Genomic DNA, 14,421 nt, shown 5'->3' with positions numbered 1-14,421 from the left:
ATCTATTTCTACCGTATCTATTTTTACCGGGCTTGTTCTAGCCTGCCTTTTCTTCGACTTCGCTGGCCAGCGATTCCGCCCGTGCCGCCAGTTCAGCCAGGGTTTCGGTCACAACTGCGGGCACCACTGGCACCTCGACCCGTTCACGTTCCGGCGCCGGTTGATCCCGCAGCGCATCGCGGTCCGCGGTCATTTCCGAAAGCTGATCCTGCAAGCCGCGCACCTGATCTTCCAACCCGGCGGTTTTGTCCGCCAGCATCAAACCCGCCATCAGCAACATGCGTGCCTCTGGCAAACGTCCGATCTGATCCGACAGCACCCGTGCCTCGGTGTTCAGCATCGACGCTGCGGCCTGAAGGAAATGTTCCTCACCCGCCTGACAGGCCACATCAAAGGTCCGACCGCCAATCTCAATGGTCACTTCGGGCATTACTGATCCTCCCCTGCGGCGTCATCTGCCATGGCTGTTTCACCGGATGCCTGCGGCTCACTCGGGACAAGCGTTTCCCCCGGCAAAAGCTGTTTCAACGCGGCCTCGATCGCGGCAGCTTCGGCCGTTTCGGCGGCGCGGTCGGCATTCAATGCCTCCAGCTCGGCAATCATCGAGGTGTTGATCAAATGCGGATCGGTCAGCCCCGCACCATTGGCATCGCGCAACGCGCGATTGTTTTCGCGCAATTGCTCATTGGCGCGGCGCAGTCGCTGCAGTTCCAGATCAACCTGGGCTGTGGCTTCGGATTGCGCATCAAGCCGGGCCTTCATCGTGGCCTCCGCATCTTCCAGCTTGCTGTGCAATGCCTTGATCCGTTCTTCGCGCTGCTGTCCGGCCAGCTTTTCATCTGCAACCGCGGTTTCCGCTGCTGCCAGTTTCGCGCGCAACTCGGCGACCTCGGCCGGATCAATGTCTGTTTCCGGCGCCGGGTGAAGCTGATCCAACCCTTTTGAGATCCGTTCAAGTGCCGCGGTAATCCTGCCCTGCAACTCCTCAATATCGGCCATATGCTCTGCCTTTCTGTCCTGTTGTCGCGTCCGATGTCGCGGCGCCTGCCCCAAATTGCTGCGAATCGCTTTTCGCGGTCCTTTCCGGCGAGTTTACCCAACCCTGTGGAAAAATGCGCCCCCCATTGACATCAAGCACTTACACGGCGCTGTTCACCCCGCCTTGAACTCTTTTGCCGGGGTGCTATGCAAACGCCAATGGCATTTAATAAGGAAAACCGCCTTGGACATCGAAGCGCTGAAATCTGCTCACCCAGATCACTGGTCAAAAGCTGCGGCCATCCGGGCCCTGACATTGGATGCGGTCCATGCCGCAAATTCGGGCCACTCGGGGATGCCGATCGGCATGGCAGACGTCGCAACCGTGCTGTTTGAAAAACACATGAAATTTGATGCGGCCAACCCGACCTGGCCAGATCGCGACCGGTTTATCCTGTCCGCCGGCCACGGTTCGATGTTGCTGTATTCCCTGCTCTATCTGGTTGGTGATGCCGAAATCACCCTCGATCAGATCAAGAATTTCCGCCAAAAAGGCGCGCTGACCGCCGGCCACCCGGAAAACTTCCTGGCCGCCGCCATCGAAACCACCACTGGCCCGCTGGGTCAGGGGATCGCCAATTCCGTCGGTTTCGCCATGGCCGAAGAAATCCAGCGCGCGCGCTTTGGCGCCAAGATCGTGGATCACCACACCTATGTGATCGCGGGCGACGGCTGCCTGATGGAAGGTGTCAGCCACGAGGCCATCGGCATCGCCGGACGGCACGAACTGTCGAAACTGATCGTGCTTTGGGACAACAATGACATCACCATTGATGGCAAGGTGTCGCTGTCGGACCGCACAGATCAGGTGGCGCGCTTCACCGCCGCTGGCTGGCATGTTCAGGAAATCGACGGTCACAACCCGGATGAGATCGACGCAGCCATCACAGCCGCGAAAAAGTCGGCACAACCGTCGATGATTGCCTGCAAGACCCATATCGCGCTGGGACACGCTGCCCAGGATACCTCCAAGGGTCACGGCGCCTTGACCGATGCGGATCAAATGGCCGCCGCGAAGGCGGTCTATGGTTGGACTACCGGCCCGTTTGAAGTGCCCGCCGCCATCAAATCCGCATGGGAGGCCATCGGCAGCCGCGGCAGCGACACGCGCGCGGCATGGGAGGCCCGTTTTGCCGCCGCGCCCGGCAACAAGCAAAAGGAATTCACCCGCCAGCTGGCCGGTGAAGCGCCCAACAAGCTTTCGGCGACCATCAAGGCGTTCAAGAAGCAGATCAGCGACGAGAAACCCAAATATGCGACGCGCAAATCGTCGGAAATGGTGCTGGAGCTGATCAACCCGCTCATGCCCGAAACCGTGGGCGGCTCTGCTGATTTGACCGGATCGAACAACACCAAATCCGGGGATATGGGCGTGTTTGACGTCGACAGCCGCGGTGGGCGTTATGTCTATTGGGGCATCCGCGAACATGGTATGGCCTCGGCGATGAACGGCATGGCGCTGCATGGCGGCGTGCGCCCCTATGGCGGCACGTTCATGTGTTTCACCGACTATGCCCGCCCTGCGATGCGCCTGTCGGCGTTGATGAAACAGCCGGTTGTCTATGTCATGACCCATGACAGCATCGGGCTTGGCGAAGACGGCCCAACCCACCAGCCGGTGGAACATCTGGCCATTTCGCGCGCCACGCCGAACACATTGGTGATCCGCCCCGCCGACACGGTGGAAACCGCAGAGGCCTGGGAAGTGGCATTGACCCAAGAAGCGACCCCCTCTGTATTGTCGCTGACCCGTCAGGGCCTGCCGACGCTGCGGACCGAGCACAAGACCAAGAACATGGTGGCCCAGGGTGGCTATGTTCTGGCCGATGCCGAAGGCAAGCGCGAGGCGATCCTGATCGCAACCGGGTCGGAAGTGGCGCTGGCGATGGAGGCACGCGAGATCCTGCAAGCCGAGGGGATCGGCGTGCGCGTGGTCTCCATGCCTTGTATGGAGTTGTTTGCCGCACAGGACGAAGCCTATCGCAAGCGGGTTCTGCCCGGCGGCCCCGTGCGTGTCGGCATCGAAGCCGCAGTGCGCGAAGGTGGCTGGGATCGTTGGCTGTTGGGCGAACGTGGCCGCGAAGCCAAGGCAGGCTTTATCGGCATGCCCGGCTTTGGCGCGTCAGCCCCGGCTGGTGAATTGTTCGAGCATTTCGGCATCACAGCGGCGGCGGCTGTGGCCAAGGTCAAAGAGCTTCTGGGGTAAGCGATGGGGGCGCTCTGCCCCCACAAACCGCAAGAACGATGGGCGCTCTGCCCCAAACCGCAGGATAGATGGGGGCTCTGCCCCCAAACCCCCGGGATATTTGTGAACAGAAGAAGGGCTGGCCGGAAAATGGTCAGCCCTTTTTGCGAACAGAGGTCCAAAGCGGCATAATCATTTTGGTGACAACCGGCATCAACAAGATCCCAAGCGCCAGCCCCAACAGACCATCAATCGCCGCCGTGCCCAGCCATTCCATCGCGCCCTGCCAGGTCGCTGGCCCGAATTGCGCCAGCGCCACCGCCCAATCATGAATCAGATGTTCCGGTGCGTGCCAGCCCATTTCCGCGGCGCCATGGACGATGATCGACCCGCCGACCCACAGCATGGCCGCCGTGCCGACCACCATCAAAGCTGACAGAAACCCCGGCATCGCCGCAACGATCCCGCGCCCCATGAGCCGCGTCGCCCGCAGCCGCCCGCGCGCCGCCATCCACAGCCCAAGGTCATCGGCCTTTACGATCAACGCCACCGCACCATAGACCGCCAGGGTGATGCCTACCGCGACCGTGGCCAAGGTGGCCGCTTCGATCCAAAAGCTGCTTTGCGGGATGGCGGCCAGGGCAATTGTCATGATCTCAGCCGAGAGGATGAAATCAGTTTTGATGGCGCCGCGCACTTTTTCTTCTTCCAGATGGGCCGGATCACCGGATTCCGGCCCGGCATGATCCGAACCATGCGGCACAAGAACATGTGCGACCTTTTCCGCGCCCTCAAAACAGAGGTAGGCCCCGCCCAGCATCAGCAACGGTGCAATCAGCCAGGGTGCGAACTCTGCCATTGCCAGGCCAACGGGCAGCAGAAACACCAATTTGTTGATCAGCGAGCCGCGCGCAATCCGCCAGACAATCGGCAACTCACGCGCCGGTTCAAAGCCATGCACATATTTCGGCGTCACCGCCGCATCGTCGATCACTGCGCCCGCGGCCTTGGCCCCGGCCTTGGCCGCCTGCGCGGCGATATCGTCGACCGAGGCCGCCGCCACCTTGGCAATCGCCGCCACATCATCCAGCAGCGCCAGCAATCCACTCATCTTCGACCCTCCGTCTGTTTGATCCGAACTGTAGAGATCAGTTGTCGCGCTGCAAGGCCCAGCGCCCGGCCCCATGCGCCGCCAGCACAAGACAGCCACCGGCAATGGCCCAGTTTTTCACAAAGATCGTCATCTGCCATGGGTCATCCGGCAGAAAGTGAAACAAGGACGTCACCGCGCAATATCCGGCCAGCAACAGCGCCACGCAGCGCACCCAGACCCCGAGGATCAGCGCCAGCCCCGCCAGCGCGTTGAACAACAACGCCAGCCAGACGAGCCAGCCCGGCCAATGCCAGGCAGCAAGCAAGCCAATGACCGCATCCGGATTGCCGCCTTTTTGCACCGCGCCGCCAAGGAACAACAACGCGATCAGAAAGCGCCCCAAAAGCACCGCTAAGTCAGGAAAATGATTCTTCATGTCCAAAGATCTAGGGCGCGAAACACAAAAGCCATGCCGCTGTTACCGCAACCAAGCAACCGATAGCGCAAACGCGTTAGCGCCACCAGACGTTTCGGGGCAACGGTTAACGCTATCATATTGTAAATGTTCAACTTTCTCTTGGAGATGCTGCACCCGCACAGTATCACCCGCACGACGCCAAACAGGAGACTTCAGATGACAGTCACAATCGGAATCAACGGATTTGGCCGGATTGGCCGCTGCACCCTGGCACATATTGCCGAAAGCGCGCGCAATGACGTTCAGGTCATGAAGATCAACGCCACCGGCCCGATTGAGACCTCTGCCCATCTTCTGCGCTACGACAGCATCCATGGCCGGTTCCCCGGCGAGGTCACCGTCAAAGGCAATACCATGGATCTGGGCCGTGGCCCGATGGAGATGTTTTCGACATATGATCCGCAGGAACTGGATTGGTCCGGCTGTGATGTGGTGTTGGAATGCACCGGCAAATTCAACGATGGCAAGAAGGCGGATGTGCATCTGTCGCGGGGGGCGAAATCGGTGCTGATTTCCGCCCCGGCCAAGAATGTCGCGCGCACGGTGGTCTATGGCGTCAATCACCGTGACATGACGGCGGAAGACCGGATCATTTCCAACGGGTCCTGCACCACCAATTGCCTGGCACCGCTGGCCAAGGTGCTGGACGAGGCGATCGGCATTGAACGCGGCATCATGACCACGATCCACAGCTACACCGGCGATCAGCCCACGTTGGATCGCCGTCACAATGACCTGTATCGCGCACGTGCCGCCGCCATGGCGATCATCCCCACCTCGACCGGTGCGGCCAAGGCGCTGGGAGAAGTTTTGCCGAACCTGCGTGGCAAATTGGACGGCACCGCGATGCGCGTGCCGACGCCGAATGTATCGGCCGTGGACTTGACCTTCGAAGCCGGCAAAGACGTGACGGTGGAAGATGTGAATGAAATCGTGCGCGAAGCGGCAGCTGGGCATATGGGCGCTGTTCTGGGCTATGATCCCGAGCCGAAAGTGTCGATTGATTTCAACCACACCACGCAAAGTTCGATCTTTGCCCCGGATCAGACCAAGGTCATTGGCGGACGCACGGTGCGGGTTCTGGCCTGGTATGACAATGAATGGGGTTTCTCGGTGCGGATGGCGGATGTGGCCGGCGCCATGGGGCGTTTGCTGCACTAAGGTGATCCCGGGATTTTTGACGGAATTGTCGCCACGCAGGTTTCGCGTGGCGATTTTTTTTGGGATGCCGCCACCGCGGGCCAGATAGCGCCAGCTCCCAAACCGCCGGATAAATGGGGGGCCAGCCCCCCAAACCACAGGACAGATGGGGGGCCAGCCCCCCAAACCCCCCGGGATATTTAAGGTCAGATGAAAGGCTTGATCGTCTTTTGGGGCCGTTTTTCGGTGATCAAAGTGTCGGGTGATCCGTTGCCTGCGGGAATTGTATGTAGCGCGGAGGTCCAGCCAAGCGCTGAAACCTGAGGGTCGATGATCCTGTTGTCGCTTGGGGCCCCAATCCCCAGCGACAGTGCGCGCGCCTTCTGTTGCGCCCGCACCGGCCGCCCATTGCGCCGCCGTTCACCAACCACAGATTGGCCATTGCCCAGCCGGGCCGGTTGCGGCAGGGTCATGCCAAATCGGAGCCTGACATGACCAACACCATCGCCCTTTACCTCGCAGTTTTTCTTTTGGCGGCTATTGGCGCGGATTTTTACCTGTTCGGCACAGAGCATTCGCTTTTCCTTGCGAAAAAATTTCTCGATCTGTTGGAATGGCTCAGCTTCTGGCGCTGAGGCGGCAATTGACTTTTGCGGCAAGATACGTTTGTTAGCGTTAACGGAAACCGGAATCGCAGGGCGACCCGTTGTCGTCTTTTTCTGCGCCCGAACCATGGGAGAATGACATGGCTGTCAAAGTTGCCATTAACGGATTTGGCCGTATCGGTCGCAACGTGCTGCGCGGCATTATCGAATTGGGCCGCACAGACATTGAAGTGATTGCGATCAACGATCTTGGTCCGGTCGAAACCAACGCGCATTTGCTGCAATACGATAGTGTGCATGGCCGGTTCCCGGTCGAAGTCACCACCGGTGACGATTGGATTGATGTCGGTCGTGGCCCGATCAAGGTTACAGCGGAACGCAACCCTGCTGATCTGCCTTGGTCTGACGTCGATGTGGTGCTGGAATGCACCGGTATCTTCACGTCGAAAGAGGCATGCCAGGCCCATCTGGAAAACGGCTCCAGCCGCGTTTTGATCTCGGCTCCTGGGAAAGATGCTGACAAGACAATCGTTTACGGTGTGAACCACGATGTGTTGACTGCCGAAGATCTGATTGTGTCGAATGCCTCTTGCACCACAAACTGCCTGTCGCCTGTGGCCAAGGTTCTGAACGACACCATTGGTATTACCAAAGGTTTCATGACCACGATTTACAGCTACACCGGTGACCAGCCGACGCTGGACACGATGCACAAGGATCTCTATCGCGCCCGTGCCGCCGCTTTGTCGATGATTCCGACCTCGACCGGTGCGGCCAAGGCCGTGGGTCTGGTGCTGCCGGAATTGAACGGCAAGCTTGACGGTGTTGCAATCCGGGTGCCGACGCCGAATGTATCGGTTGTGGACCTGACATTCGAAGCCGCGCGCGAGACCACGGTTGACGAAATCAACGCCGCCATTCGCGCCGCTGCCGATGGCCCGCTCAAAGGTGTGCTGGGTTATACCGACAAGCCGCTTGTCAGCTCGGATTTCAACCACGATCCGCATTCGTCGATCTTCCACTGCGACCAGACCAAGGTTATGGACGGCACAATGGTGCGTATCCTCAGCTGGTATGACAACGAATGGGGCTTCTCGAACCGGATGGCGGATACCGCCGTTGCGATGGGCAAGCTGATCTAAGCTGGCGCGGCTTCGTCAATATAGAACGCCAAGAAACAATAAAGCCCCGCAGATTGCGGGGCTTTTTCTTTGCTCCCTTACAGCGGGAACCGTCATTTTCGTTTTGTCTCAAAATGAAATCAAAAAGATGTCCACGTCACCGCAGGTCAATCAAATCGGGTGCGCAGGGCATCATTTACTGCCGGGGTGACAAATTTCGACACATCGCCGCCCAGCCGGGCGATTTCCTTGACCAGCTTTGACGCAATCGCCTGATGCCGGGCTTCGGCCATCAGAAACACGGTTTCGACGGAATCATCCAATGCCCGGTTCATGCCGACCATTTGATATTCATATTCGAAATCTGCCACGGCGCGCAGACCGCGGATGATCATCCCGGCCCCCACATCGCGGGCGCAGTCAATCAACAGATTCTCGAACGGATGCACAACGATTTCGGTTCCGATCGTTTCCGACAATTTTCTGGTCTCGCCCTCGATCATCGCCACACGCTCTTCCAACGCGAACAAAGGCCCCTTGTCGCGATTGATCGCCACACCGATCACCAAACGATCCACCAGCACACTGGCCCGCCGAATGATATCAATGTGGCCAACGGTGATCGGGTCAAAAGTGCCGGGATAAAGGCCTATGCGCATGAGAATATTCCGAGGTTTGCGTCATCAAGGGTCTGCCCCGATCACTTGCCCAACAGCATTGCCGCTGTCAAGCGGCGACGAAAGATTGTTGCGCGGATGGGGCTTAATGCCCCATGATCATTCCCTCCAGCGCGTCTTTTTCCATGGCCAGCTCGCTCAGGCGGGCCTTGACCACGTCCCCAAGCGAAATCAGCCCGACCAATTCACCGTCTTCCACCACCGGCATGTGGCGGAAACGGCCCTCGGTCATCCGGGACAGAACGCTGTCGGCCTGTTCATCACGCGTGCAGGTCTGCAATTCTGTTGTCATGTGATCGGCCACCGTTTGGTCCAGACAGCCCGCGCCGCTTTTGGACAATTCGCGCACGATGTCACGTTCCGACAGGATGCCCGCCGCGGATTTTCCATCGTCTTTGGAAATGATCACCGTCCCGATGCGTTTTTCTGCAAGGATAGCCACCGCTTCCGAAATCAGCATTCCCGGCGGCACGGTTTCGACCGAAAATCCACCCTTTGATTGCAGGATTTGCTGCACCAGCATTTTTCTCTCCTTGCCTTGCACGTTTCTTTCAGCTTTCCCGCAAGTCCTTCTGCTGTCAAGCAATCCTTCAATTCGATTGTGTAAGTGCCTCCAGCCGCGCGACTTCTGCACGCATTCCGGCGACCAGCGCCGCGGCAAACCGGTTCATCCGATCCAGCCGCCGGTCATCGCCATGTCGCACCAGATAAAACGCGCGGGACAGGGAAATCTCTGATGCCAGAACCCGGCGCAATTCCGGGGCATAGGGCAGCGCGAAATCATGCACGATGCCAAGCCCGCCGCCCTGACGCAGCCAATTGAGCTGGACCGAAACCGAGTTCGACGCCAGATGCACCTGATCCAACCCCATGTCCGACAGGTAATCCAATTCGCGATCAAAAATCATGTCCGAAATATAGCCGATCACCCGATGGGCCCGCAGGTCCTGGGGGGATTGGATCGGTGGACATTGCGCCAGATAGGTCTCGGCCGCTGCGACATGCAGTTGATAGTCCGCGATTTTTTGCACCGTCAATCGCCCCGCTGTCGGCGGGCTGACCGATATGGCGAGGTCAGCTTCGCGTTTGGACAGGTTCACGACCCGGGGCTGTGACAGGATCTGAATCTCCAGATCGGGGTTGTCGCGGGCAATTGTGGCACAGACCCGCGGCAGCAGGAAATTGGCACAGCCATCCGGCGCGCCAATGCGGATCTGACCGGAAAGCCGACCCGCCTCGCCCGCCAGCGCCTCGGCGGCCCCTTGCGTGGCCTGCTCGGCCCGTTCCGCATGCGGCAGAAGCCTCTGGCCCGCATCGGTCAGCGCATAGCCCTGGGGCGATTTCCCAAACAGCGGCTGGCCCATGTCCTGTTCCAGCCGGGTGATACGCCGCCCGACCGTGGCCGGATCAATCCGCAGCACCCGCCCCGCCGCAGAGAGGCTTTCATGCCGCGCCACCGCCAGAAACACCCGAATGTCATCCCAAGACTGCACCGCGCCCCCTTTGCAAAAATGCAAAATGCTTTTGGAACATTGTCGCTTTTCTGGGCGAATTTGCAAGACTATGCTGCGGGCAATTCAACCCGAGGAGCCCCCGATGGACGTTATCAAGAACTATATCAACGGCAGTTTTGTCGAAAGCACATCGACACGGACCGCCGATGTGATGAACCCCGCCACCGGCGAGGTGCAGGCGCAGGTCAAACTGTCGAGCAAAGCGGAACTGGACGATGCGGTGGCCAAAGCGGCCGAAGCGCAAAAGGCATGGGGCGCCACCAACCCCCAGCGTCGCGCGCGGGTGATGATGAAGTTCGGCGCCTTGATCAATGAAAACATGGACAAACTGGCCGAACTGGTCAGCCGTGAACATGGCAAGACCCTGCCCGACGCCAAGGGCGACGTGCAACGCGGGCTTGAGGTTGTCGAGGTCTGCATGGGCGCGCCCAACATGCTGAAAGGTGAATTCACCGACAATGGCGGTCCGGGCATTGACCTTTACTCCATGCGTCAGCCGCTGGGTGTTGTGGCCGGTATTACGCCGTTCAACTTTCCCGCGATGATCCCGCTGTGGAAAATGGCGCCGGCGCTGGCCTGCGGCAATGCGATGATCCTGAAACCGTCCGAGCGCGTGCCATCGACCGCATTGCTGCTGGCGGAACTGCTGAAAGAGGCCGGTCTGCCCGACGGCGTGTTGCAGGTGGTGAACGGGGACAAAGAGGTTGTCGATGCCATCCTCGACAACGACACAATCGCCGCTGTTGGATTTGTCGGCTCGACACCGATCGCCCAATACATCTATGGCCGCGCCGCCAACAATGGCAAACGCGCCCAGTGTTTCGGTGGTGCCAAGAACCACATGATTATCATGCCGGACGCCGATCTGGACAAGGCTGCGGATGCATTGGTTGGTGCGGGCTATGGTGCGGCCGGCGAACGCTGCATGGCGATTTCGGTTGCTGTCCCCGTGGGCAAGGAAACCGCCGATGCGCTGATCGAAAAGCTGGTGCCCCGGGTCGAAAAGCTGAAGGTTGGCCCCTATACTGCGGGCGACGACGTGGATTATGGCCCTGTGATCACCGCCCAGTCCAAGGCGCGGATCGAAGGTTTGATCAACAGCGGCGTGGACCAGGGTGCGAACCTCGTGATCGACGGTCGCGGTTTCGAGCTTCAGGGATATGAAAACGGCTTCTTCTGTGGCCCGTCGCTGTTCGACAATGTGACGCCGGATATGGACATCTACAAAGAAGAAATCTTTGGCCCGGTTCTGTCCCAGGTGCGCGCCGATAGCTATGAGGACGCGCTGAACCTTGTCATTGACAATGATTACGGCAATGGCACCGCAATCTATACCGCCGATGGTGATACCGCACGCGACTTTGCCCACCGGGTGAATGTGGGTATGGTTGGCATCAACTTCCCCATTCCGGTGCCGCTGTCCTATCACACCTTTGGTGGCTGGAAAAAATCGGCCTTTGGCGATTTGAACCAATATGGTCCTGATGCCTTCCGCTTCTATACCAAGACCAAAACCGTTACCGCGCGCTGGTTCTCGGGGATCAAGGACGGTGGCGAATTCAATTTCAAAGCCATGGATTAATCCCAACCCAAGGTTGATCATCACCAGATTGTGATCCAGGGCCGCAGCGTAAACTGCGGCCCTGAGTTGTTTTTTGCTTCCGAAAACGGGATTTATCAAGTTAATTGACCTATCAACGATTTTTTGGTTTTTATGGGGGGCAGCGCGGTGGGGTTTCGCTATTTGATACTTGAAGAAGAGCGCGTTGTGTCCATAGAGCTGTTCAATCGGGTCGATCTGGCCTGTCCGACAAGATGCGTCAGGAATTTGATAGCAATCCGAAATACACGCCCGATTTGAACATTCTGTGCGACCTGTCGCAGCTAGCGGAAATCGACCTGAACTTTGCCCAGATGATGCAGGCGATTTCGATGCGATCGGCGTTTTACGAACAATGCACCGACATGAAGATGGCGTTTTGGGCCCCGCAGGATCTGCCGTATGGCATGGCCCGGATGTTTTCATCGCTGATAGATCGTTTTCCCGGCGTGACCGCCGGGGTTTTCCGGGACTGGGAAAGTGCCGTGGAATTTTCCGGCTGTGACCCACAGGTCTTTGAAACCAGGGACACCGGCACCAATCAGGGCTAGCCGCCCGGCGGGTGGGCCAACCCCAAACGCGCCTGAAACAGATCCGGGTTACCCTGCCCCCAAACCGCATTCACAACGCCGCTTGCGCGGATTTCAATGCCAGTGCATCGTTGACCGGCACTTTATTGGAGCATTGAAATGAATATGATTACCAGACGTACCGCCCTTTTGGGTTTGGCAGCTGTGCCCGTGGCTTTGGCCGGCGCAGCCCAGGCCGCAACACATAACGTTTCCATCAAAGGGTTCGCATTTTCGCCATCCAGCCTGACCGTGGCGGCCGGTGACACGGTGGTGTTCACCAACGAAGACAGCGCCCCCCATACCGCCACCGCCGACAACGGCGCATTTGGCACCGGCACCCTCCGCAAAGGTGAAACCGCATCGCTTGAGATGACCACCGCCGGTGCGTTCGACTATCACTGCAAATTCCATCCGGCGATGAAAGCCACGCTTGTGGTGGAATAACCCCGCGCTGCAATTTCTGCGCAGGTAAATTTCCCGGACGCTGTGGGTTGATGCATTGCCGCAATCGCGTTTTTGCCGCTATGATCCATGACGTCCGGTTTTTTGATTGCCCCCCGGGACCACAAGACCACGAACCACACCATCACGACCCACAAGAAAGAGACTGCCATGCCGGATCCGGATTTCACCATTGGCATCGAAGAAGAATATCTTTTGGTGGATTGTGACAGTCTTGCGTTGGTCGAGGTGCCAGATACACTGATGGCGGAATGCAAGGCCGCGCTGGCCGATCAGGTCAGCCCGGAATACCTGCAATGCCAAATCGAAATCGGCACCGGTGTATGCCGCAATGTGGCCGAGGCCCGCGCCGATCTGCGCCATCTGCGGCGGACAATCACCACATGCGCGGCAAAATATAATGCCGCCCCGATTGCCGCCTCCTGCCATCCCTTTGCGGATTGGAAGACCCTGCATCACACGGATCGCGAACGGTACAACCAATTGCGCCAGGATCTGGGGGGGGTGCGGCGGATGCTGATCTGTGGGATGCATGTGCATGTCGGGCTGAACGACGATGCCCTGCGCGCCGATCTTTTGGGGCAGCTCAGTTATTTTCTGCCACATCTGCTGGCGCTTTCCGCATCCTCGCCGTTTTGGCAGGGCGAAGATACCGGGCTGGCGTCTTACCGGATTTCCGTCTTCGACAACCTGCCCCGCACCGGATTGCCACCACAGTTCAATTCCTGGGATGAGTACCAGCGTTCGGTCAAGGCGCTGGTGGATTTGGGGCTGATCGAAGACAGCACCAAGATCTGGTGGGATCTGCGCCCCAGCCACAGCTTTCCAACGCTGGAAACCCGGATCTGTGATGTCTGTCCGCGCCTGGAAGACACGCTGGCGCTTGCCGCCACCATTCAATGTCTGACCCGGATGCTTTGGCGTCTGCGCACCCGCAACCAACGCTGGCGGATTTATGATCGGTTTCTGATCGCGGAAAACCGGTGGCGGGCCCAGCGATACGGCGTCGAAGAAGGTTTGATTGACTTCGGACGCGGCGAAATCGTGCCAATGGTCGAATTGATCGACGAGTTGATAGAGCTTTTGGCAGAGGATGCCGAGGCGCTGGATTGCACCGCTGAAATCGCCCATCTGCGCACGATCCTGGATCGCGGCACGTCTTCGATGCGCCAACGCGCGGTGCGCGCGGCCGCAGAGGCCGCAGGCGCAGACCGCGAAGCACAGATGCGCGCCGTGGTGACCCATCTGATCGAAGATTTTCAGGCCGATCTGTGAGGGCCTGACAGGTGAAGGAAACCGCGCTCTATCCCGCCGTGAAGGCGCTGTTGGTCGCACAGGGCTATGAGGTCAAGGCCGAGATCGGCGCAGCAGATGTCGTCGCAATCAAAGGCGATGACGACCCGGTGATTGTCGAGTTGAAAACCGGATTTGCCCTGACTTCTGTTTCATCAGGCGATCACCCGCCAGTCGCTTACGGATTTGGTCTATATCGCGGTGCCGCGTCTGACCGGCAAACGGTTTCAACGCGCCCTGAAGGAAAACAAGGCATTGTGCCGTCGGCTGGGACTGGGGTTGATCACGGTCCGGCTCAGCGATGATCATACCGAGGTGCATATCGACCCGCGCCCTATCAACCGCGCCAGAACAAGCCGCGCAAAACCCGGTTGCTGCGGGAATTTGCCCGGCGCGAGGGCGATCCAAATCTGGGGGCGCGGCGCGCAATTCGCCGCTGATCACCGCCTATCGTCAGGATGCGATCCGGCTGGCGGAATATCTGAACAGCCATGGGCCATCGAAATGTGGCGACATCCGCAAGACCACCGGCGTGGCCAAAGCAACGCAGATCATGGCCGACGATCACTATGGCTGGTTCGAACGGGTGTCGCGCGGCGTCTATCAATTGACCCCACGCGGCGCAGAGGCGCTGGTCACGCCC

Annotated in this window: 16 protein-coding genes and 1 pseudogene; 9 read left to right on the top strand and 8 right to left on the bottom strand. The window is 59.1% G+C overall.

Annotated features, from left to right (window positions below; genetic code table 11):
• Nucleotides 1-37: 37 nt before the first annotated feature.
• Nucleotides 38-430: a cell division protein ZapA gene (locus AC0L4F_RS05950; RefSeq protein ID WP_244686427.1), complete on the bottom strand. Its 393-nt coding sequence runs from the start codon at nucleotides 428-430 to the stop codon at nucleotides 38-40.
• The gene (locus AC0L4F_RS05945) at nucleotides 430-999 is read right to left on the bottom strand and encodes a hypothetical protein (protein ID WP_244686425.1); all 570 of its coding nucleotides are present in this window, start codon (nucleotides 997-999) and stop codon (nucleotides 430-432) included. The genes AC0L4F_RS05950 and AC0L4F_RS05945 overlap by 1 nt, the downstream gene beginning before the upstream one ends.
• 223 nt (nucleotides 1,000-1,222) lie before the next feature.
• On the opposite strand from AC0L4F_RS05945, the gene tkt reads away from it, so the two are divergent.
• Nucleotides 1,223-3,244 carry a transketolase gene (tkt, locus tag AC0L4F_RS05940; RefSeq protein WP_244686423.1) on the top strand — a complete coding sequence of 674 codons (2,022 nt, stop codon included), beginning with the start codon at nucleotides 1,223-1,225 and terminating at the stop codon, nucleotides 3,242-3,244.
• 133 nt (nucleotides 3,245-3,377) lie between these two features.
• Here tkt and AC0L4F_RS05935 read toward each other — a convergent pair whose 3' ends face one another.
• Together AC0L4F_RS05935 and AC0L4F_RS05930 are read right to left on the bottom strand one after the other, a co-directional pair.
• Nucleotides 3,378-4,334 (bottom strand): DUF808 domain-containing protein, encoded by a 957-nt coding sequence (locus AC0L4F_RS05935; RefSeq protein ID WP_244686421.1) that lies wholly within the window; start codon nucleotides 4,332-4,334, stop codon nucleotides 3,378-3,380.
• A 37-nt stretch (nucleotides 4,335-4,371) separates the two neighbouring features.
• The gene (locus AC0L4F_RS05930; protein WP_244686419.1) at nucleotides 4,372-4,752 is read right to left on the bottom strand and encodes a DoxX family protein; all 381 of its coding nucleotides are present in this window, start codon (nucleotides 4,750-4,752) and stop codon (nucleotides 4,372-4,374) included.
• A 198-nt stretch (nucleotides 4,753-4,950) separates the two neighbouring features.
• Between AC0L4F_RS05930 and gap (AC0L4F_RS05925) the strand changes: the two genes are divergently transcribed.
• On the top strand, nucleotides 4,951-5,955 hold the full coding sequence (gap, locus tag AC0L4F_RS05925) for a type I glyceraldehyde-3-phosphate dehydrogenase (protein ID WP_244686417.1): 1,005 nt from the start codon (nucleotides 4,951-4,953) through the stop codon (nucleotides 5,953-5,955).
• A gap of 185 nt (nucleotides 5,956-6,140) precedes the next feature.
• Here gap (AC0L4F_RS05925) and AC0L4F_RS05920 read toward each other — a convergent pair whose 3' ends face one another.
• The gene (locus tag AC0L4F_RS05920) at nucleotides 6,141-6,407 is read right to left on the bottom strand and encodes a hypothetical protein (protein WP_244686415.1); all 267 of its coding nucleotides are present in this window, start codon (nucleotides 6,405-6,407) and stop codon (nucleotides 6,141-6,143) included.
• An 18-nt stretch (nucleotides 6,408-6,425) separates the two neighbouring features.
• Between AC0L4F_RS05920 and AC0L4F_RS05915 the strand changes: the two genes are divergently transcribed.
• Complete coding sequence (locus AC0L4F_RS05915; RefSeq protein WP_244686413.1) at nucleotides 6,426-6,569, top strand: hypothetical protein; 144 nt, start codon at nucleotides 6,426-6,428, stop codon at nucleotides 6,567-6,569.
• Between the two features lie 110 nt (nucleotides 6,570-6,679).
• Nucleotides 6,680-7,681, top strand: a complete 1,002-nt coding sequence (gene gap / locus AC0L4F_RS05910; protein ID WP_244686411.1) for a type I glyceraldehyde-3-phosphate dehydrogenase — start codon at nucleotides 6,680-6,682, stop codon at nucleotides 7,679-7,681.
• A gap of 146 nt (nucleotides 7,682-7,827) precedes the next feature.
• Here the strand turns inward: gap (AC0L4F_RS05910) and coaD are convergent, their stop codons facing one another.
• The 3 genes from coaD to AC0L4F_RS05895 all read right to left on the bottom strand — a co-directional run bounded on the left by coaD (nucleotide 7,828) and on the right by AC0L4F_RS05895 (nucleotide 9,830).
• A complete protein-coding gene (coaD, locus tag AC0L4F_RS05905) occupies nucleotides 7,828-8,319 on the bottom strand; it encodes a pantetheine-phosphate adenylyltransferase (protein ID WP_244686409.1) in 492 nt (163 codons plus the stop codon).
• A 103-nt stretch (nucleotides 8,320-8,422) separates the two neighbouring features.
• Nucleotides 8,423-8,860 (bottom strand): CBS domain-containing protein, encoded by a 438-nt coding sequence (locus AC0L4F_RS05900; protein ID WP_244686406.1) that lies wholly within the window; start codon nucleotides 8,858-8,860, stop codon nucleotides 8,423-8,425.
• A gap of 67 nt (nucleotides 8,861-8,927) precedes the next feature.
• The gene (locus AC0L4F_RS05895; protein WP_244686404.1) at nucleotides 8,928-9,830 is read right to left on the bottom strand and encodes a LysR family transcriptional regulator; all 903 of its coding nucleotides are present in this window, start codon (nucleotides 9,828-9,830) and stop codon (nucleotides 8,928-8,930) included.
• A 103-nt stretch (nucleotides 9,831-9,933) separates the two neighbouring features.
• Between AC0L4F_RS05895 and AC0L4F_RS05890 the strand changes: the two genes are divergently transcribed.
• From AC0L4F_RS05890 to AC0L4F_RS05870, 5 genes and pseudogenes are all read left to right on the top strand, one after another.
• The gene (locus AC0L4F_RS05890; protein ID WP_244686402.1) at nucleotides 9,934-11,433 is read left to right on the top strand and encodes a CoA-acylating methylmalonate-semialdehyde dehydrogenase; all 1,500 of its coding nucleotides are present in this window, start codon (nucleotides 9,934-9,936) and stop codon (nucleotides 11,431-11,433) included.
• A 233-nt stretch (nucleotides 11,434-11,666) separates the two neighbouring features.
• Entirely contained in the window at nucleotides 11,667-12,002 is a 336-nt protein-coding gene (locus tag AC0L4F_RS05885) for a hypothetical protein (RefSeq protein ID WP_244686400.1), read from the top strand.
• A gap of 138 nt (nucleotides 12,003-12,140) precedes the next feature.
• Complete coding sequence (locus tag AC0L4F_RS05880; protein ID WP_244686398.1) at nucleotides 12,141-12,467, top strand: cupredoxin domain-containing protein; 327 nt, start codon at nucleotides 12,141-12,143, stop codon at nucleotides 12,465-12,467.
• 168 nt (nucleotides 12,468-12,635) lie between these two features.
• The gene (locus AC0L4F_RS05875; RefSeq protein ID WP_244686396.1) at nucleotides 12,636-13,760 is read left to right on the top strand and encodes a carboxylate-amine ligase; all 1,125 of its coding nucleotides are present in this window, start codon (nucleotides 12,636-12,638) and stop codon (nucleotides 13,758-13,760) included.
• Nucleotides 13,761-13,771: 11 nt separating this feature from the next.
• Nucleotides 13,772-14,421 (top strand): annotated as a pseudogene (locus tag AC0L4F_RS05870) (DUF2161 domain-containing phosphodiesterase); the annotation flags it as partial.

The organism is Marinovum sp. J2-8 (assembly GCF_055808435.1).
Note: the sequence above shows the minus strand (reverse complement) of the source record. Positions and strands in the feature narration are given on the sequence as shown.